General features: G+C 74.4%; 14 protein-coding genes and 1 riboswitch. Of the genes, 9 read left to right on the forward strand and 5 right to left on the reverse strand.

Annotated elements, in window-relative coordinates; all coding sequences use genetic code 11:
* Positions 1-206 precede the first annotated feature (206 nt).
* The 4 genes from M1O15_RS01855 (at position 207) to M1O15_RS01870 (ending at position 5,285) form a co-directional block, all read left to right on the forward strand.
* Positions 207-2,264: a PhoX family protein gene (locus M1O15_RS01855; RefSeq protein ID WP_248631381.1), complete on the forward strand. Its 2,058-nt coding sequence runs from the start codon at positions 207-209 to the stop codon at positions 2,262-2,264.
* A 128-nt stretch (positions 2,265-2,392) separates the two neighbouring features.
* Complete coding sequence (locus M1O15_RS01860; protein ID WP_248631382.1) at positions 2,393-3,130, forward strand: GntR family transcriptional regulator; 738 nt, start codon at positions 2,393-2,395, stop codon at positions 3,128-3,130.
* 275 nt (positions 3,131-3,405) lie between these two features.
* Positions 3,406-4,113 carry a class I SAM-dependent methyltransferase gene (locus M1O15_RS01865; RefSeq protein ID WP_248631383.1) on the forward strand — a complete coding sequence of 236 codons (708 nt, stop codon included), beginning with the start codon at positions 3,406-3,408 and terminating at the stop codon, positions 4,111-4,113.
* Positions 4,110-5,285, forward strand: a complete 1,176-nt coding sequence (locus M1O15_RS01870) for a methyltransferase domain-containing protein (protein WP_248631384.1) — start codon at positions 4,110-4,112, stop codon at positions 5,283-5,285. Before M1O15_RS01865 ends, M1O15_RS01870 begins: the two co-directional genes overlap by 4 nt.
* Positions 5,286-5,310: 25 nt before the next feature.
* Here the strand turns inward: M1O15_RS01870 and M1O15_RS01875 are convergent, their stop codons facing one another.
* Together M1O15_RS01875 and cobN are read right to left on the reverse strand one after the other, a co-directional pair.
* The gene (locus M1O15_RS01875; RefSeq protein WP_248631385.1) at positions 5,311-6,021 is read right to left on the reverse strand and encodes a GNAT family N-acetyltransferase; all 711 of its coding nucleotides are present in this window, start codon (positions 6,019-6,021) and stop codon (positions 5,311-5,313) included.
* Positions 6,018-9,758 carry a cobaltochelatase subunit CobN gene (gene cobN, locus M1O15_RS01880; RefSeq protein WP_248631386.1) on the reverse strand — a complete coding sequence of 1,247 codons (3,741 nt, stop codon included), beginning with the start codon at positions 9,756-9,758 and terminating at the stop codon, positions 6,018-6,020. The genes M1O15_RS01875 and cobN overlap by 4 nt, the downstream gene beginning before the upstream one ends.
* A gap of 38 nt (positions 9,759-9,796) precedes the next feature.
* Positions 9,797-9,932, reverse strand: a riboswitch (cobalamin riboswitch).
* 10 nt (positions 9,933-9,942) lie between these two features.
* Here cobN and M1O15_RS01885 point away from each other — a divergent pair.
* The 3 genes from M1O15_RS01885 (at position 9,943) to cobJ (ending at position 13,662) form a co-directional block, all read left to right on the forward strand.
* Complete coding sequence (locus tag M1O15_RS01885) at positions 9,943-11,412, forward strand: ferredoxin-like domain-containing protein (RefSeq protein WP_248631387.1); 1,470 nt, start codon at positions 9,943-9,945, stop codon at positions 11,410-11,412.
* Position 11,413: 1 nt separating this feature from the next.
* Complete coding sequence (locus tag M1O15_RS01890) at positions 11,414-12,088, forward strand: precorrin-8X methylmutase (protein WP_248631388.1); 675 nt, start codon at positions 11,414-11,416, stop codon at positions 12,086-12,088.
* A 131-nt stretch (positions 12,089-12,219) separates the two neighbouring features.
* Positions 12,220-13,662, forward strand: coding sequence for a precorrin-3B C(17)-methyltransferase (gene cobJ / locus M1O15_RS01895; RefSeq protein ID WP_248631678.1), 1,443 nt, complete (start codon positions 12,220-12,222; stop codon positions 13,660-13,662).
* Positions 13,663-13,696: 34 nt separating this feature from the next.
* On the opposite strand, the gene M1O15_RS01900 is transcribed toward cobJ, so the two are convergent.
* The 3 genes from M1O15_RS01900 to cbiE all read right to left on the reverse strand — a co-directional run bounded on the left by M1O15_RS01900 (position 13,697) and on the right by cbiE (position 16,798).
* Complete coding sequence (locus tag M1O15_RS01900) at positions 13,697-14,452, reverse strand: cobalt-precorrin-6A reductase (protein ID WP_248631389.1); 756 nt, start codon at positions 14,450-14,452, stop codon at positions 13,697-13,699.
* A gap of 165 nt (positions 14,453-14,617) precedes the next feature.
* Entirely contained in the window at positions 14,618-15,367 is a 750-nt protein-coding gene (cobM, locus tag M1O15_RS01905; RefSeq protein ID WP_248631390.1) for a precorrin-4 C(11)-methyltransferase, read from the reverse strand.
* A 6-nt stretch (positions 15,368-15,373) separates the two neighbouring features.
* Positions 15,374-16,798 (reverse strand): precorrin-6y C5,15-methyltransferase (decarboxylating) subunit CbiE, encoded by a 1,425-nt coding sequence (gene cbiE, locus M1O15_RS01910; RefSeq protein WP_372499334.1) that lies wholly within the window; start codon positions 16,796-16,798, stop codon positions 15,374-15,376.
* A 184-nt stretch (positions 16,799-16,982) separates the two neighbouring features.
* On the opposite strand from cbiE, the gene M1O15_RS01915 reads away from it, so the two are divergent.
* Both M1O15_RS01915 and M1O15_RS01920 read left to right on the forward strand, forming a co-directional pair.
* Positions 16,983-18,068 carry an LLM class flavin-dependent oxidoreductase gene (locus M1O15_RS01915; RefSeq protein WP_248631680.1) on the forward strand — a complete coding sequence of 362 codons (1,086 nt, stop codon included), beginning with the start codon at positions 16,983-16,985 and terminating at the stop codon, positions 18,066-18,068.
* Positions 18,065-18,754 (forward strand): FMN reductase, encoded by a 690-nt coding sequence (locus tag M1O15_RS01920; RefSeq protein ID WP_248631391.1) that lies wholly within the window; start codon positions 18,065-18,067, stop codon positions 18,752-18,754. Before M1O15_RS01915 ends, M1O15_RS01920 begins: the two co-directional genes overlap by 4 nt.
* Positions 18,755-18,759 lie beyond the last annotated feature (5 nt).

The following is an 18,759-nucleotide window of genomic DNA, read 5'->3' on the forward strand; positions in this document are numbered from 1 at the left end:
CATCCATGGCCAGCGGCGATACGTAAGGTTAGCCGTCCCGCGCAGCGGCGAAAGGCAAGGGGCGATCGCGTCAACATCACTCCGGACGGACCGCATTCACCGGCCGTTCATCGTGCCGCCGCCGACCTGCACACCTCCGCCCCTAACGTCGCGGCCGAAGGATTACCGACACGATGTCGGCGCGGCCCGCGCCGAAGGAGGACCACGTGCGCAAGCTGCTGCCGCTGCTCGGCAACCACCCGCACGGGGGCGGCCGGTCCGCCCTCACCTGCCGCTACCGGTGCGGGGACGCGTGCTTCCAGGAGGTGCCGAACACCAGCGACAACGAGTACGCGGGCGATGTGATCGCCGGGGTGTTCTCGCGGCGCTCGATGATGCGGGCCACCGCCGCGGTGACCGTGGCCACCGCGGCCGGCGGCGCGGTGCTCGCCCAGGGCGCGGGCGCCCCGGCCGCCCAGGCCGCCGTCCCCGCACGCGGTGGACACCACGGTCCCGGCGGGGCGCGCGGGTTGCGCTTCGCCCCGGTCGCGCCCAACAAGGACGACAAGGTCACCGTGCCCGAGGGGTACGCGCAGAGCGTGGTCATCCGCTGGGGCGAGCCGATCCTGCGCGGGGCGCCGGCCTTCGACTCCGAGAAGCAGAGCGCCAAGGCGCAGGCCGGGCAGTTCGGTTACAACAACGACTTCCTCTCGCTGCTGCCGCTGAAGGGCGAGCGCGGCCGGCAGGTGCTCGTGGCCAACCACGAGTACACCGACGAGGTGCTGATGTTCCGCGGGTACGACGCGGCGAACCCGACCCGTGAGCAGGTGGAGATCGCCTGGGCGGCACACGGGCTCTCGGTGGTCGTGGTCCAGGAGCAGCACCGCGACGGCCGGCTGACCCCGGTCTCCCGGCACCCGCTCAACCGCCGCCTCACCGCCACCAGCCGCTTCGAACTGACCGGCCCGGCGGCCGGGTCCGCCCTGCTGCGCACCTCGGCCGACCCGAGCGGCCGCCGGGTGCTGGGCACGCTCAACAACTGCGCGGGCGGCACCACCCCGTGGGGCACCACGCTGCACGGCGAGGAGAACTTCAACCAGTACTTCGCCAACGCGTCGAGCGCCACCGACAAGCGGTACGGCATCGGCACCGGGGCGACCGAGCGCAAGTGGGAGCGGTTCGACAAGCGCTTCGACGTGGCGCAGGAGCCCAACGAGCCGCACCGCTTCGGCTGGGTGGTGGAGCTCGACCCGTACGACCCGGACTCCACCCCGCGCAAGCGGACCGCGCTCGGCCGGTTCAAGCACGAGGCGGCGCAGCCGAGGCTGACCCGCGACGGGCGCCCGGTGGTCTACATGGGCGATGACGAACGCTTCGACTACTTCTACAAGTTCGTCTCCTCCAAGCGGATGATGAAGGGCGACTCGCGGCGGGCCCGGGAGCACAACCTGACCCTGCTGGACGAGGGCACCCTCTACGTCGCGAAGATCACCGGCGACTCGCCCGCCGCCGAGATCGACGGCACCGGCAAGCTGCCCGCCGACGGGGAGTTCGACGGCTCCGGCCACTGGATCCCGCTCGCCACCGGGGACGTCTCGCACGTCCCGGGGATGACCGCGGAGGAGGTGTACGTCTTCACCCGCCTCGCCGGGGACAAGGTCGGCGCGACCAAGATGGACCGCCCCGAGGACGTGGAGCCCTCCCCGCGCACGGGCCGGGTGTACGTGGCGCTCACCAACAACACCGACCGCGGCAAGGCGGGCAAGGCCGGGGCGGACGAGGCCAATCCGCGCAACCTCAACAAGCACGGGCAGATCCTGGAGCTGGCCGAGCACTGGGACGACCCGGCGTCGGACGGCTTCGCCTGGCGGCTGTTCCTGGTCGCGGGCGACCCGAACGACCCGGCCACCTACTTCGCGGGCTACCCCAAGGAGAAGGTCAGCCCCATCTCCTGCCCCGACAACGTGGCGTTCGACCCGCACGGCAACCTGTGGATCTCCACCGACGGCAACCAGCTCGGCTCGCACGACGGGCTGTTCGGGGTGGCCGTGCACGGTGAGCGGCGCGGTGAGCTGAAGCAGTTCCTCACCGTCCCCACCGGCGCGGAGACCTGCGGCCCGCTCATCCAGGACCGCCGCGTCCTGGTCGCCGTCCAGCACCCGGGCGAGGTGGACGGCGCCTCCGTCGAGAAGCCCGCCTCCACCTGGCCCGACGGCCCGGGCCGCATCGTCCGCCCCTCGGTCGTCGCCGTCTACCGCAAGGACGGCCGCGACATCGGCGTCTGAGGCCTGCTGACGCGTGAGGGGCCGGTCACCGCCACCGTGACCGGCCCCTTCGGCGTCCCGCAGACGGCTGATCGTCCGCGCTGTGCCAAGGTGGAAGGAGGCCACCCTAGGGAAGTGAGGGCACGACGATGGCGCAGAGTGCCAGGCAGATCGCGGACGAGCTGCGTGAGCGCATTCACTCCGGCGAGCTGGCACCGGGCGCGCGGCTGCCGGGCGAGCCCGCGCTCGTACGCGACCACGGGGTGGCGAAGGAGACGGCCCGACGGGCGCTGACCCTCCTGGTCACCGAGGGCCTGGCCGTCCGCAGGCGCGGCAGCGGAACGTACGTACGCGACTTCCGGCCGATCCGGCGGGTGGCCAACCGGCGGCCGGCCCAGGACGGTTGGGCGGCCGGGCGTTCGATCTGGCAGGCGGACTTGGAGGACCGGCCCCTGTCGGTCACCGATCTGACCGTCGAGGAGGCCCCGGCGCCACCCCGTGTGGCCCAGGCCCTCGGCCTGGCGGAGGGCGAGGCCGTCCTCGTCCGGGACCGCCGGTTCGTGGTCGAGGACCAGCCGGTCCAGCTCGCCACCTCCTACCTCCCGGCCGAGCTGGTGCGCGACAGCGCCATCGCCCGGCCCGACACCGGCCCCGGCGGCACCTACGCACGGCTGGCGGAGCTGGGCCTCTCGCCCGACCGCTTCGTGGAGGAGCTTCGTGCGCGCATGCCGGCCCCGGACGAGGCAGAGCGTCTTCAACTCGCTGAAGGAACGCCGGTGGTGGAGGTCTGGCGCACTGCCTTCACCGAGGACGGCCGCGCCGTGGAACTCAACCGGATGCTGCTGGACGCTGGGGTCTACGTCATGGAGTACCACCTGAGCAGCTGAAACGATTCCACGGTGAAGGGAGGTCAGCCATACCCGGCTGACCTCCCTTTCGCACACCCATCCAGCGTCATGCACCCATCCGAGGGATAGTCCTCCCTAGGGATAATGCTCCACCATCCCTAGGGATGGGCCCGTCCTCCGAGGAGGGAGCACGTCATGCATGGGGAACCGGCTCGGGCGCGAGCGGTAGCCATGTGGGGGCGACCAGCCCACCAGGGCTCGCCCGACCGGCACACTGCCGGTCGGCCGGCGCCCTCACCGAGAACGGACCCGCGATGACCGACGCCCGCCCTGCCGCCTGGGACAGCTATGCGCGCACGAAGCCCCAGCGGCGGAGAACGAACGCCAAGGGCGAGACCACGTGGTTCAACTGGACCCAGCATCCCGACCACGGCCCGGGAGCCGAGCTCCTGTCGCTTCCGCCCGGCGGCCGCGTCGTGGACCTCGGTTGCGGGTCCGGTGGAAATCTCGCCCACCTGGCCGAGCTCGGCATGTGCGCCATGGGCGTCGACCTGTCCCCGGCACAGCTTGCGAAGGCCGGCGAGCGCTGGTCCGGCGTGCGCGGGATGGAGCTGCACCAAGGCGAAGCCTTGGACTTCCTGGCCCGGCAGGAACCGCTCGACGCGATCTACTCCGTCTTCGGAGCGGCCTACTTCACCGACCCCCGGCTCACCCTCCCCGCCGTGTTCGACCGGCTCAAACCTGGCGGGGTGTTCGTGATGTCCCAGCACCCTGCTGTCGATGGTTGCCACGGATGTCAGGCGTCGTACATCCCCCGAGGCCCCGACGAGGACCCGGCCATCGTGAAGCGTTGGGACTACCCGTCCGAGACATGGGCGCTCACTCTCGAACAGTTCGGGTTCGAGGACGTCACCGCCACCGTTCTCCCCGCTCCGGCAACCGGCAGCCGCCGAATCGGCACGCTCCTGGTCCGGGGCGTACGCCCCACCATCGCCAGGCGAGAGGAATCGACTTCCGCATGACGCAGAACAAGGCCACGCAACAGACCGCTGCCATGCGCGCCCTGCTCCACGCCATGGCCCAGGACCTGGGCCATCCCCTGGCCGCCGCCTGGGAGAAGGCCTACTGGGCGGCGCCCCGGCACCACTTCCTGCCGGAGCGGTTCCACCGGGGGCCGGAGTGCGTGCCCGTGGACCGGCGGGAGGAGCCGGCGGAGTGGCTGCGGGCGGCGTACGAGGACGAGCCCGCCATCACCCAGTTCAACGACGGCGAGGAGACCGGGGAGGACGACACCCCCTGGCCGTCCTCCTCGGCATCCGCGCCCTCGATCGTGTTCCGGATGCTGGAGTTGCTCGATGTACGGGACGGGCAGCGGGTGCTGGAGATCGGCACCGGGACCGGGTGGAACGCCGGGCTGCTGGCCCAGCGGCTGGGCGGCGCGGGGTGGGTGACCAGCGTGGAGGTGGACCCCGGGCTCGCGGAAGGGGCGTTGGCCCGGCTCCGGGGTGCGGGGCTGGGGGTGGAGGTGGTCGCGGGGGACGGGGCCGAGGGGTACGCGCCGGGGGCGCCGTACGACCGGGTCGTGGCCACCTGCTCCGTACGGGAGGTGCCGTACGCCTGGGTCGGGCAGACGGCTCCGGGCGGGGTCATCCTGACACCGTGGGACTCGCCCTGGTGCTGCTACGGGCTGCTGCGGCTCACCGTGGAGGGCGACGGCACGGCCTCCGGGCGGTTCGCCCCGCACTCCGCGTTCATGGTGATGCGCGGCCACCGCGCCGATCTGCGGATCTTCCGGGACGTGGTGCGGGACGGCCAAGTGCCGGAGGGGTCGGTGACCGGGCTCTCCCCGTGGGCGGTGGCGGGGGACGACCTGGACGCGCGGTTCGCGGTGGGGCTGTCGGTGGGGGACGTCTGGCACGCCTGGCAGGAGGACCCGGATGTGGCGGGGGTGGCCGCCCGGCTGTGGGTGGCCACGGTGGACGGCACGTCCTGGGCGGCGGTGGACGTAGGCGGGGAGCAGGAGTTCGCGGTGCACCAGTACGGGGCGCGGCGGGTGTGGGACGAGGTGGCGGCGGCGTACGCGTGGTGGCGCGGGGCCGGGTCGCCGGGGGTGGAGCGGTTCGGGCTGACGGTCGGGGCGGGGGGCGGTGGGGGTCGGGTCTGGCTGGATGCTCCGGACCGGCCGGTGGCCTGACCACCCTCGACCCGCCCCGGCGCCGTCAGCCGTGGACTTCGCCGACCTCCAGGACCCGGACCTGTGTGCCCGTCGCCTGGGGGTCGGGGCGGTCGGGGTCGGCGAGGTAGGCGCGGTAGGCGGACTCGGAGGGGAAGCGGAGGAGGTGGACCTCGGAGCGGCCGTCGGGGGTGATGAGGCGGCGTTCCAGGTGGCCGCCGTGGCGGGGGAGGAGGGCCAGGGCGGCCTCTTCGGCGGCGCGGGCGGGGGCGGTGTGGTCCGACGGGTAGTCGACGATGGCGGTGAGGTGGAAGGGCGGGTTGGGGGCGGGGGCCAGGGGCTTGGTGAGGTGGACGTCGGCGTGGCCGCCGGGGACGCCCTCGATGCGGCCGGTCTCGGTGTAGCCGAGGCGGCGGTAGAACGGCGGGGCCTGGAAGGTGTACGAGGACACCTCCATGACGGTGCAGCCGCGGCGGCGGGCCTCCTCCTCGGCGGCGGCCATGAGACGGCCGCCGAGGCCGGAGGCGCGGTGGGCGGGGTCCACCCAGAGCATGTGGATGCTGCCCAGGGTGCCCCAGGTGGAGGCGGTGAGGCCGCCCACCAGGGCACCGGAGGCGTCCTCGGCGCGGACCGAGACCTCCGCCTCCTCGGCGTCGACCGCGGCGCTGTTGTACGCGGTCAGCTCGCGGTCGAGGCGGTCGGAGAGGTCTTGGTCCTCGCCGCCGATCGTCAGCCGGACCTCGGGGTCCGGGGTCACTCGCCCTCCAGTTCGCCCTCGGTCTCCAGGAACACCTGGCGGAGCTTGTCCAGGACTTCCGGGTCGGGCTGGGCCCACATGCCGCGCGACTCGGCCTCCAGGAGGCGTTCGGCGATGCCGTGCAGGGCCCAGGGGTTGGCCTCCTGGAGGAACTTGCGGTTCTCCGGATCCAGGACATAGGTCTCGGTGAGCTTGTCGTACATCCAGTCGGCGATGACGCCGGTGGTGGCGTCGTAGCCGAAGAGGTAGTCCACGGTGGCCGCCAGCTCGAAGGCGCCCTTGTAGCCGTGGCGGCGCATCGCCTCGATCCACTTGGGGTTGACCACCCGGGCACGGAAGACCCGGGAGGTCTCCTCGACCAGGGTGCGGGTGCGGACCGTCTCGGGGCGGGTGGAGTCGCCGATGTACGCCTCGGGGGCGGTGCCGCGCAGGGCGCGGACGGTGGCCACCATGCCGCCGTGGTACTGGAAGTAGTCGTCCGAGTCGGCGATGTCGTGCTCGCGGGTGTCGGTGTTCTTCGCGGCGACGGCGATCCGCTTGTACGCGGTCTCCATCTCCTCGCGCGCCGGGCGGCCGTCCAGTTCGCGGCCGTAGGCGTAGCCGCCCCAGACCGTGTAGACCTCGGCCAGGTCGGCGTCGGTGCGCCAGTCGCGGGAGTCGATCAGCTGGAGCAGACCGGCCCCGTAGGTCCCCGGCCGGGAGCCGAAGATACGGGTGGTGGCGCGCCGTTCGTCGCCGTGCTCGGCCAGGTCGGCGCGGGTGTGGGCGCGGACGTGGTTGTCGGTGTCGGCCTCGTCCAGGGCGGCGGCGAGGCGGACGGCGTCGTCCAGCAGGCCGACGGTGTGCGGGAAGGCGTCCCGGAAGAAGCCGGAGATCCGCAGGGTGACGTCGATCCGGGGGCGGCCCAGCTCGGCCAGCGGCACCGGCTCCAGTCCGGTGACCCGGCGGGAGGCGTCGTCCCAGACCGGGCGGATGCCGAGCAGGGCGAGCGCCTCGGCGATGTCGTCGCCCGCGGTGCGCATCGCGCTGGTGCCCCAGAGGGACAGGCCCACGGAGGTGGGCCAGTCGCCGTTGTCCTCGCGGTAGCGGGTGAGCAGGGAGTCGGCGAGCGCCTGGCCGGTCTCCCAGGCGAGCCGGGAGGGCACCGCCTTCGGGTCGACGGAGTAGAAGTTCCGGCCGGTCGGCAGGACGTTGACCAGGCCGCGGAGGGGCGAGCCGGAGGGCCCGGCGGGCACGAAGCCGCCGTTGAGGGCGTGCACGGCGTGGTCCAGCTCGTCGGTGGTGGCGGCGAGGCGGGGCACCACCTGGCGGGCGGCGAAGTCCAGGATGTCGGCGACGGCCTGGACGTGCCCGGCGGCGACGGTGGTGACGGCGGCCGGGTCCCAGTCGGCGGCCTCCATGGCCTCGACCAGTTCACGGGCCTTGGCCTCGGCCTCGTCGGCGGTCTTCAGGGTGGCGGCGGACTCGTCCAGGCCCAGGGCCTCCCGGAGGCCGGGCAGCGCCTGGGTACCGCCCCAGATCTGGCGGGCGCGCAGGATGGACAGCACCAGGTTGACCCGCTCGGGGCCGGCCGGGGCGCCGCCCAGGACATGGAGCCCGTCGCGGATCTGGGCGTCCTTGACCTCGCAGAGCCAGCCGTCGACATGGAGCAGGAAGTCGTCGAAGCCGTCGTCGTCGGGGCGGTCCGCCATCCCGAGGTCGTGGTCGAGCTTGGCGGCCTGGATGAGGGTCCAGATCTGCGCGCGGATCGCGGGCAGCTTGGACGGGTCCATGGAGGAGATCTGCGCGTACTCGTCCAGCAGCTGCTCAAGCCGTGCGATGTCGCCGTAGGAGTCGGCACGGGCCATCGGCGGGACCAGGTGGTCGATCAGGGTGGCGTGGACGCGGCGCTTGGCCTGGGTGCCCTCGCCCGGGTCGTTGACCAGGAAGGGGTAGACCAGCGGCAGGTCGCCCAGGGCGGCGTCGGGGCCGCAGGCGGCGGACAGGCCCGCGTTCTTGCCGGGCAGCCACTCCAGGTTGCCGTGCTTGCCCAGGTGGATCATGGCGTCGGCGCCGAAGCCGCCGTCCTCGGCGGGAGCGGCGATCCAGCGGTAGGCGGCCAGATAGTGGTGCGACGGCGGCAGATCGGGGTCGTGGTAGATCGCGATCGGGTTCTCGCCGAAGCCGCGCGGCGGCTGGATGACGATCAGGAGGTTGCCGCGGCGCAGGGCGCCGAGCACGATGTCGCCCTCCGGATTGCGGGAGCGGTCCAGGAACATCTCGCCGGGGGCCGGGCCCCAGTGCTCCTCCACCTGCTCGCGCAGCGCCGCGGGGAGGGTGGCGTACCAGCGCCGGTAGTCGGCGGCCGGGATACGGACCGGGTTGCGGGCCATCTGCTCCTCGGTCAGCCACTCCTGGTCGTGGCCGCCGGCGTCGATCAGCGCCCGGATCAGCTCGTCGCCGTCGCCGGAGACCAGCCCGGGGATCTCCTCCTCGGGGCCGAAGTCATAGCCCTCGGCGCGCAGCCGGCGCAGCAGCGCCACCGCGGAGGCGGGGGTGTCCAGGCCGACCGCGTTGCCGATCCGGGAGTGCTTGGTCGGGTACGCGGAGAGGACCAGCGCCAGCTTCTTGGCGGGGTTGGGGATGTGCCGGAGCTTGGCGTGCCGGACGGCGATCCCGGCGACCCGGGCGGCGCGCTCGGCGTCCGGCGCGTAGACCGGCAGCCCGTCCTCGTCGATCTCCTTGAAGGAGAACGGGACGGTGATCAGCCGGCCGTCGAACTCGGGCACCGCGACCTGGGTGGCGGCGTCCAGCGGGGAGAGTCCCTCGTCGTTCTCGTCCCAGGCGGCCCGGGACCCGGTCAGGCAGAGCGCCTGGAGGATCGGCACATCGAGCCCGGCCAGCGCACCGGCGTCCCAGGCCTCCTCGTCCCCGCCCGCCTGGGCCTCGGCGGGCTTGGTGCCGCCGGCCGCGAGCACGGTGGTGATGACCGCGTCGGCGGCCCGGAGGCGGTCGATCAGCTCCGGCTCGGGGGCCCGGAGCGAGGCCACGTAGAGCGGGAGCGGGCGGCCCCCGGCGTCCTCGATGGCACCGCAGAGCGCGTCCACGAAGGCGGTGTTCCCGCTCATGTGGTGGGCGCGGTAGTAGAGGACGGCGATGGTCGGGCCGTCGACCGCCCTGGTGGTGCGCTCCAGCACGCCCCAGGTGGGCGCGGGGGCGGGCGGTTCGAAACCGTGGCCGGTGAGCAGCACGGTGTCGGAGAGGAAGCGGGCCAGCTGCTCCAGGTTGGCGGGGCCGCCGTGCGCGAGGTAGGCGTGCGCCTCGGCCGCCAGGCCGATCGGCACGGTGGAGGCCTCCATCAGCTGGGCGTCGGGCGCCTGCTCGCCGGTGAGCACGACCAGCGGAAGGCCGCTGTCGCGCAGGACGGCGAGCCCGTCCTCCCAGGCCCGTACGCCGCCGAGGAGGCGGACGACCACCAGCCCGGCACCGTCCAGCAGCGCGGGCAGGTCCTCCTGGGGGAGGCGGGAGGGGTTGGCGTACCGGTACTCGACCGGGCCGCCGGCCGCGCGGGCGCTGAGCAGGTCGGTGTCGGAGTGCGAGAGGAGCAGCACGGGGGCGGCGGAAGACCTCTCCGGCGCGGGGGCGGCCTCCTCCGGTGCTCCCTCGGCTATCCCCGGCTGCGGCGCGGCGGGCGACACGGCCGCGGGGGGCGCATCGGGCGCGTCGGGGGTCGTCGTCGGCTCGTCGGCGTGCGTCATCGCTGCGCTGGCCTTCCTCGGGGTGTCCGCGCCCCGGGTGGTGATGAGGACGGCGGGAGTTCCTGACTCGCCCGGACCGCCTCCGCGGCCGGACTCACAGTGGCGGGACCGCGCCGGATTTCCACCGGGCTTCCTCCCTCGGGCCCTGGGACCCTGTGCCGTCTGCATAGTAGAGGCTGCGCGTATGCTCGCCGCCATGCCGTCCAGCTCACCCAAACGCCCCGAACCGGGCGAAGGCCATATACGGACCCGCCGTTCCGGCCGTATCCGTGACCGTGGTGACGCCTGCCCCGGGGCGCTGCGGCTGCACCGCGCGGACGACGGCGCGCTGGCCCGGTTGCGGCTGCCCACCGGTGTCCTCACCGAGCACCAGACACGGGTGCTGGCGGACGCCGCCGACCGGCTGGGCGACGGCCACCTCTCGCTCACCTCGCGCGGCAACCTGGAGCTGCGCGGCCTCGGCGAGAGCTGCGGGCTGGAGCTGGCCGAGCTGCTGCGCGGCGCCGGACTGCTGCCGGACTCCGAGGCGCATGAGCGGATACGCAACATGGTCGTCTCGCCCCTGGCGGGCCCCCGGGTGCAGGCCGCGGCCCATGCGTTGGACGCGCTGCTGTGCGGGGAGGCCTGGACGACCGGGCTCTCCGGGCGCTTCCTGTTCGCGGTGGACGACGGCCGGGGGGACGTGGCGGCGCTCGGCGCGGATGTGACCCTGCGGGCGGCGGCGGACGGGGACTTCACAACCGGCGGGGACTCCGAGGCCGGCGGGGACTTCGAGGCTCATGGGGACTCCACAGCCGATCGGGACCTCCCAGCCGATGGGGACTTCAGGGCTGATGGGGACTGCGGGGCCGGCGGGGGCTGCGGGGCCGGCGGGGGCTGCGGGGCCGGCGGGGCCTTCCTCCTCGTCGTCGCCGACCAGGCGTACGAGGTCGCCGGAGCCGACGCCCCGGCCGCCGCGCTGGCCGCCGCCCGGGCCTTTCTGACCGCCGCCGAGGCCGCCGGAACCGGTGCCTGGCGGATCGGTGAACTGCCCGACGGCGGACGCGGGATGGAGGTGGCCGAGGAGCTGGCCCGGGCGGGAGTGACGGCCTCCCCCGCCGCCCGGCCGGTCACCCCCTCGGCAGGCTCCGGCCCCCCGCCGCCCGGCATCCTCGACGGCGGCTTCATCTCCGTGTCGGCCCGGCTCGGCCGGGTGACCAGCGACCATTTCCGCGCGCTGCTGCCGGCCGCCGAGATACGGGTCACCCCCTGGCGCGGGTTCGTCCTCCCCGCCTGGCCGGACGAGGCTGCCGCCCGGGACCGGCTGGCCGAGCTGGCGGCGGCCGGCTACCTCACCGCCCCGGACACGCCCTGGGCCACAGTGAGCGCCTGCACCGGGCGGCCCGGCTGCGCCAAGTCGCTGGCCGACGTCCGGGGGGACGCCCGCCCGCTGGGCGGTGGGCTCCCGGTCCACTGGTCCGGCTGCGAGCGGCGCTGCGGGCACCCGCGCGGCGACTGGGTCGACATGGTCGCCACCGGTGAGGGCTCCTACCAGCAGACGGTGCACACTCGTGCGGGTGCGCCCGGCGCGATGTTTCACGTGAAACACGGTGTCGCACAGGATGTTTCACGTGAAACCGTCCCCGGGCCCCGCCCACCCCTCCATGACCAATGAGATGAGCGAGAGCAGCACAGTGACAGGGTTCGACGCATCCGCCTCCGCGGACGGCTACGCCTACGAGAAGGACGGGGCGGAGATCTACCGCCAGTCCTTCGCCACGATCCGCGCCGAGGCGGACCTCGCGGGCCTGCCGGCCGAGGTGAGCCAGGTCGCCGTACGGATGATCCACGCCTGCGGGATGACCGACCTGGTCCGCGACCTCGCCTACAGCCCGGACGTCGTCCTGCGGGCCCGGGCCGCGCTGCGCGCCGGGGCGCCGATCCTGTGCGATGCGCGGATGGTCGCCAGCGGGGTCACCCGCAAGCGGCTGCCCGCGGAGAACGAGGTGCTCTGCACCCTGTCCGACCCGGCCGTCCCGGCGCTCGCGGCCGAACTGGGCACCACCCGCAGCGCCGCCGCGCTGGAGCTGTGGCGGGACCGGCTGGAAGGCTCGGTGGTGGCCATCGGCAACGCGCCCACCGCGCTGTTCCGGCTGCTGGAGATGATCGCCGAGGGGGCGCCCCGCCCGGCGGCCGTGCTCGGCATCCCGGTGGGTTTCATCGGCGCGGCCGAGTCCAAGGAGGCGCTGGCGGCCACCGAGGGTCTGGAGTACCTGGTGGTCCGGGGCCGGCGCGGCGGCAGTGCGATGGTGGCGGCGGCGGTCAACGCGATCGCGAGCGAGGCGGAGTGAGCACCATGGACAGCGGTCACGCGATGGACAGCGACCGGACGGAGCCGGTGTCGGTGACGGAGACGGAGGAGCAAGCTCTCCCGCCCGGGAAGCTGTACGGGGTGGGGCTCGGGCCCGGCGACCCCTCGCTGATGACCGTACGGGCCGTCGAGGCCATCGCGGCGGCCGATGTGGTCGCGTACCACTCGGCCCGGCACGGCCGGTCCATCGCGCGCTCCATCGCGGCCAAGCACATCCGCGAGGACCACATCGAGGAGCGGCTGATGTACCCGCTCACCGTGGAGACCACCGACCACCCCGGCGGCTACCGGGGCGCGCTGGACGACTTCTACGCGGAGGCCTCCGCCCGGCTGGCCGCGCACCTGGACGCGGGGCGCACGGTGGCGGTGCTGGCCGAGGGCGATCCGCTCTTCTACGGCTCTTACCAGCACATGCACAAGCGGCTGGCGCACCGCTACGACACCGAGGTGATCCCCGGGGTGACCTCGGTCAGCGCCTCGGCGGCCCGGCTGGGTGAGCCGCTGTGCGAGGCCGAGGAGACGCTGACGATCATCCCCGGCACCCTGCCGGAGGAGGAGCTGACGGCCCGGCTGGCCGCCGCCGACTCGGCGGTGGTGATGAAGCTCGGCCGCACCTTCCCGGCCGTGCGCCGGGCGCTGGAGCGGGCCGGGCGGCTGGAGGACGCCCGGTATGTGGAGCGCGCCACGATGGCGGGTGAGCGCACCGGCCGGCTGACGGACGTGGACCCCGAGTCGGTGCCGTACTTCTCGGTGGCGGTGCTGCCGTCCCGGATCGACGCCGCACCGCCGGAGCCCCGCCCCGGGTCGGGTGAGGTCCTGGTGGTCGGCACCGGCCCGGCGGGCGCGGGCTGGCTCACCCCGGAGTCCCGCGGGGCGCTGGCCTCCGCCACCGACCTGGTCGGCTACACCACCTACCTGGCCCGGGTGCCGGAGCGGCCCGGGCAGCGGCGGCACGGCTCGGACAACAAGGTCGAGTCCGAACGCGCCGAGTTCGCCCTGGACCTGGCCCGGCGCGGGCACCGGGTCGCGGTGGTCTCCGGCGGCGACCCGGGCGTGTTCGCCATGGCGACCGCCGTCCTCGACGTGGCCGCGCAGGAGGCGTACGCGGACGTGCCGGTCCGGGTGCTGCCCGGGGTGACCGCGGCCAACGCGGCGGCCGCCAAGGCCGGGGCGCCGCTGGGCCACGACTACGCGACCATCTCGCTCTCCGACCGGCTCAAGCCCTGGGAGGTGATCGCCCGCCGCCTCGCCGCCGCGGCCGCCGCCGACCTGGTGCTGGCCCTGTACAACCCCGGCTCGGCCAGCCGCACCTGGCAGGTCGCCAAGGCCCGCGAACTCCTCCTGGAACACCGCGCCCCGGACACCCCCGTGGTCGTCGCCCGCGACGTCGGCGGCCCCGAGGAGTCGGTCCGCGTCCTCCCCCTCGCCGACCTGGACCCCGCCGAGGTCGACATGCGCACCCTGCTGCTGATCGGCTCCTCCCAGACCCGCACCACCACCCGCCCCGACGGCACCCGGCTGGCCTGGACCCCGAGGACCTACCCGGACAGCTGAGCCCCCCGCCGGACAACGGCCGCCGGGGCTCCGGTCAGGGTCGGGCCAGGGCTCTCGCCCAGCCCGCTGCCTCGGGGACGGTGGTGGTGACGGGGGTGCCGGGTGGGGTCGGGGGGCGGTCGACGATGACGACGGGGATGGCCGCCTCGCGGGCGGCGGTGAGCTTGGGGGCGGTGGCGGCGCCGCCGCTGTCCTTGGTGACCAGCACATCGACGGCGTAGTGGCGCAGCAGCTCCCGCTCGCCGTCCAGGGTGAAGGGGCCCCGGTCGAGCAGCACCTCCAGGCGCGGCGGGTGCGGCGGCTCGGGCGGGTCCACGGAGCGGACCAGGAACCAGGGGTCGGCCAGGTGCGCGAAGGCGGCGAGGCCCATCCGGCCGGTGGTCAGGAAGACGCGGCGCCCCAGCCGCGCGGCGGTCTCGGCGGCCTCGGGGAGGCCGGGCACCCGGTGCCAGTCGTCGCCCTCGGTGGGGGCCCAGGCGGGTCGGCGCAGCACCAGCAGGGGGATCGCGGCGTCGCGGGCGGCGCGGGCCGCGTGGGAGCTGATCGTCTCGGCGAAGGGATGGGTGGCGTCGATGACCGCGTCCACCCGGTGCTCGCCCAGCCAGCGGGTGAGGCCCTCGACCCCGCCGAAGCCGCCGATCTGCACCTCGCCACCGGCCGGCAGCCGGGGCGCGGCCACCCGGCCGGCGAGCGAGCTGGTGACCCGGAGGGGCGGGGCGGCGGACGGCGAGGTGAGCTCCTCCGCGAGCCGGCGGGCCTCGGTGGTGCCGCCCAGAATCAGCAGGTGCACGAGAGGTCCAGGGTCCTTCCATGATGGGGAGGGGGCTAGGCCGCCACCGGCCACCGACCGGGCCGCCACCGGCCAGGCGGTCAGGCGGTCAGGCGGTCAGGCGGTCAGGCGGTCAGGCGGTCAGGCGGCCAGGCGGCCAGGCGGTCAGGCGGCCGAGGGACGGTGTCAGCAGGTGTGGCGGTCGCGCTCCGGCGAGTAGAGGTGGCTGTCGCGGAACTGGGTGGCGGCCAGGGTGCGGCCCACGATGATCACCGCGGTACGGGTGATGCCGGCGGCCCTGGTCGCCTCCGCGATGTCCGCCAGGGTGCCGCGCAGCACGATCTCGTCGGGGCGGCTGGCCAGGGCGACCACGGCGGCCGGGCAGTCGGCGCCGTAGTGCGGGGTCAGCTCGGCCACCACCCGGTCCACGTAGCGGGCCGCCAGGTGCAGCACGATCAGGGCGCCGGAGCGGCCCAGGGTGGCCAGGTCCTCGCCGGGCGGCATCGCGGTGGCCTGTTCGGCGATCCGGGTCAGGATCACCGTCTGGCCCACCGTCGGCACGGTCAGCTCCCGCTTGAGGGAGGCCGCCGCCGCGGCGAACGCGGGCACCCCCGGCACCACCTCGTACGGCACCCCGGCCGCGTCCAGCCGCCGCATCTGCTCGGCGACCGCGCTGAACACGGCCGGGTCGCCGGAGTGCAGCCGGGCCACGTCCTGCCCCGCCTCATGGGCGGCGACCAGTTCGGCGGTGATGGCGTCCAGGTCGAGCCGGGCGGTGTCCACCAGACGGGCGTCCGGCGGGCACTCGGCCAGCAGCTCGGGCGGCACCAGCGAACCCGCGTAGAGGCAGACCCGGCAGGAGGCGAGCAGCCGCGCCCCGCGCACGGTGATCAGATCGGCGGCGCCGGGGCCGGCCCCGATGAAGTAGACGGTCATGGGGCATCACTTTCGTGCGGAGGGCGGAGGGCGGTGGGCGTCGCTGGGGGACGGGGGCGGGAGGGGGCCACCGCCGGATGACGGCCGGGGAGCGTCGCCGTCGTCGGACGGGGGCCGGGGGGCACCACTGCCGTCGGACGGGGGCCGGGGAGTTCCAGCGCCGGACGGGGGCTTGGTGGCGGACCACTGGGTGACCGGCATGGCCTGCCGCCAGCCGGTGAAGCCGCCCACCGGGACGGCGTGCGCCACGGCGAGCCGGACCAGTTCGCCGCCGTGCCGGCGGTAGGCGTCGGCGAGCAGTGTCTCGGACTCCAGGGTCACCGTGTTGGCGACCAGCCGGCCGCCCGGCCGCAGCGCCGACCAGCAGGCCTCCAGCAGTCCGGGCGCGGTCAGCCCGCCGCCGACGAAGACCGCGTCGGGGGCGGGGAGGGCGGCGAGGCCGTCCGGGGCGGGCGCGTGCACGACCCGCAGCGCCGGTACGCCCAGCGCGGCGGCGTTCCGGCCGATCCGCTCCGCCCGCGCCCCGTCCCGTTCCACCGCGATGGCCCGGCAGGAGCGGTGGGCCCGCATCCACTCCACGCCGATGGAGCCCGAACCGCCGCCGATGTCCCACAGCAGTTCTCCGGGGGCCGGGGCGAGGGCGGCGAGGGTGGCGGCCCGCACATGGCGCTTGGTGAGCTGGCCGTCGTGCTCGTACGCCTCGTCCGGCAGGCCGGGGACGGACCCGAGCCGCAGCGCTCCGGGCGCCCGGACACAGGAGACGGCCACGAGGTTGAGCGGGTCGCCGGGTGGGTGCGGCCAGTCGTCGGCGGTGCCGGTCAGGGTCCGCTCGCGGTCGGAGCCGAGCTGTTCGAGGACGGTGAGGGGGCTCGGCCCGTAGCCCCGGTCGCGGAGCAGCGCGGCGACCTCCCCGGGGGTGGCCGGCCCGGCGCTCAGCACCAGCAGCCGCCGCCCGTGGTGCAGCGCGGCGGCCAGCGCGGCGAGGGGGCGGCCGACCGCGGTGACGGTCTCGGTGTCCTCCACCGGCCAGCCGAGGCGGGCGCAGGCGTACGAGACGGAGGACGGGTGCGGCAGCACGCGCAGCCGGTCCGGGCCGACCGTCTCGCCGAGGGCGCGGCCGATCCCGTAGAACATCGGGTCGCCGCTGGCCGGCACGGCGATCCGGCGCCCGGTGTGCTCGGCGAGCAGCCGGGGCACGGCGGGCCGCAGCGGGGAGGGCCAGCCGATCCGCTCACCGGGGCACTCCTGTGGCGGCAGCAGGTCGAGCTGGCGGGCGCCGCCGATCAGCACCTCGGCCGCGCGCAGCGCCTCCCGGGAGGCCTCCGGCAGCCCGGCCCAGCCGTCGGCGCCGAGCCCCACGACGGTGACGGGGTGGGGGTGCCCGGTGGGCCGGGGGCCGGGGGACGGTTGCCCGGTGTCGGTGCTGCTCACGGCCGCGACCCTACCGGCCGCCACCCGAGCGCCCCGGCGGACCCCACCCCTGCGAGAGGGCGGAATAGCGGAGGCGGTGGCGCCGTTGAGCGAGATAGTTTAAGCTTCAACCAGTTGCTTCAACAACCGCGGGAGCGGTCCGGTGAGAGACCGGGGCCCCGACGGAAGGCGAGAGGTGAGCACCATGCAGTTCGGCATCTTCACCGTCGGCGATGTGACGACCGACCCCACCACCGGCCGCACCCCGACCGAGCACGAGCGCATCAAGGCGACCGTCGCCATCGCGCTCAAGGCCGAGGAGGTCGGGCTGGACGTCTTCGCCACCGGCGAGCACCACAACCCGCCGTTCGTCCCCTCCTCCCCCACCACCCTGCTCGGCCATATCGCGGCCCGCACCGAGCGGCTGATCCTCTCCACCTCCACCACCCTGATCACCACCAACGACCCGGTGAAGATCGCCGAGGACTACGCGGTCCTCCAGCACCTCGCCGACGGCCGGGTGGACCTGATGATGGGGCGCGGCAACACCGGGCCGGTCTACCCGTGGTTCGGCCAGGACATCCGCCAGGGCATCCCGCTCGCCATCGAGAACTACGCCCTGCTGCACCGGCTGTGGCGCGAGGACGTGGTCGACTGGGAGGGCACGTTCCGCTCCCCGCTCCAGGGGTTCACCGCCACCCCGCGCCCGCTGGACGGCATCCCGCCGTTCGTCTGGCACGGCTCGATCCGCTCCCCGGAGATCGCCGAGCAGGCCGCCTACTACGGTGACGGCTTCTTCCACAACAACATCTTCTGGCCGCAGGAGCACACCCGCCGGATGGTCGAGCTCTACCGCAAGCGGTACGCGCACTACGGCCACGGCACCCCCGAGCAGGCCATCGTCGGCCTCGGCGGCCAGGTGTTCATGCGCCGCAACTCGCAGGACGCGGTACGGGAGTTCCGCCCGTACTTCGACAACGCGCCGGTCTACGGGCACGGCCCCTCGCTGGAGGACTTCACCGAGCAGACCCCGCTCACCGTCGGCTCCCCGCAGCAGGTGATCGAGCGGACCCTCGGCTTCCGCGAGGCGGTCGGCGACTACCAGCGCCAGCTGTTCCTGATGGACCACGCCGGGCTGCCGCTGAAGACCGTGCTGGAGCAGCTGGACATCCTCGGCGAGGAGGTCGTCCCGGTGCTGCGCAAGGAGTTCGAGAACCTGCGCCCGGCAGACGTCCCCGCCACCGCGCCGCTGCACCCCGCGCTGACCGACACCGCCCCGGAGGCCTCGTGATGTCCCGCACCCCTGTCCGTGTCGTCGCCGTCTCGGCCGGGCTGAGCAGCCCGTCCTCCACCCGGCTGCTCGCCGACCGGCTCGCGGAGGCCGTCACCAAGGCCGCCGCCGCCCCGGTGGAGGTCCGGGTGGTGGAGCTGCGCGATCTGGCCGTGGACATCGCCAAGCACCTGGTCACCGGCTTCCCGCCGCCCGCGCTGCGCACCGCGCTGGACGCGGTGACCGGCGCGGACGGGCTGATCGCGGTCACCCCGGTCTTCACCGCCTCCTACAGCGGGCTGTTCAAGTCCTTCTTCGACCTGGTCGACCCGGACGCGCTGACCGGGATGCCCGTGCTGATCGGGGCGACCGGCGGCACCGCCCGGCACTCGCTGGTGCTGGAGCACGCGCTGCGCCCGCTCTTCGCCTACCTGCGGGCCGTGACCGTGCCCACCGCCGTCTACGCGGCCTCCGAGGACTGGGGCGCGGCCGGCGGGCGGAGCGGGGACGGCGGCCTGGCGGAGCGCATCACCCGGGCGGGCGGCGAGCTGGCCGCGCTGGTGGCGGGCCGCCCGGTTGCGGCGGCGCGTTCGGGTAAGGAGGACGGTGAGGGTGACCTGGACGGATCCCGGGCCAGGGGTGCGGAAAGGGACCTGGAAGCGGACCTCGTACCGTTCGAGCAGCAGCTTGCGCGGCTCGGCGGCTGACACGC

The organism is Streptomyces lichenis, from assembly GCF_023218175.1.
GTDB classification, from domain to species: Bacteria; Actinomycetota; Actinomycetes; order Streptomycetales; family Streptomycetaceae; genus Streptomyces; species Streptomyces lichenis.

What these genes read in the sequence shown, in the direction of transcription:
- M1O15_RS01885 (WP_248631387.1), top strand. Translation starts at nt 9,943, where the DNA reads ATGCTCGCCGCCATGCCGTCCAGCTCACCCAAACGCCCCGAACCGGGC.
- M1O15_RS01870 (WP_248631384.1), top strand. Translation starts at nt 4,110, where the DNA reads ATGACGCAGAACAAGGCCACGCAACAGACCGCTGCCATGCGCGCCCTG.
- cobM (WP_248631390.1), bottom strand. Translation starts at nt 15,367, where the DNA reads ATGACCGTCTACTTCATCGGGGCCGGCCCCGGCGCCGCCGATCTGATC.
- M1O15_RS01865 (WP_248631383.1), top strand. Translation starts at nt 3,406, where the DNA reads ATGACCGACGCCCGCCCTGCCGCCTGGGACAGCTATGCGCGCACGAAG.
- M1O15_RS01890 (WP_248631388.1), top strand. Translation starts at nt 11,414, where the DNA reads ATGAGCGAGAGCAGCACAGTGACAGGGTTCGACGCATCCGCCTCCGCG.
- cobJ (WP_248631678.1), top strand. Translation starts at nt 12,220, where the DNA reads ATGACCGTACGGGCCGTCGAGGCCATCGCGGCGGCCGATGTGGTCGCG.
- M1O15_RS01915 (WP_248631680.1), top strand. Translation starts at nt 16,983, where the DNA reads ATGCAGTTCGGCATCTTCACCGTCGGCGATGTGACGACCGACCCCACC.
- M1O15_RS01860 (WP_248631382.1), top strand. Translation starts at nt 2,393, where the DNA reads ATGGCGCAGAGTGCCAGGCAGATCGCGGACGAGCTGCGTGAGCGCATT.
- cobN (WP_248631386.1), bottom strand. Translation starts at nt 9,758, where the DNA reads ATGACGCACGCCGACGAGCCGACGACGACCCCCGACGCGCCCGATGCG.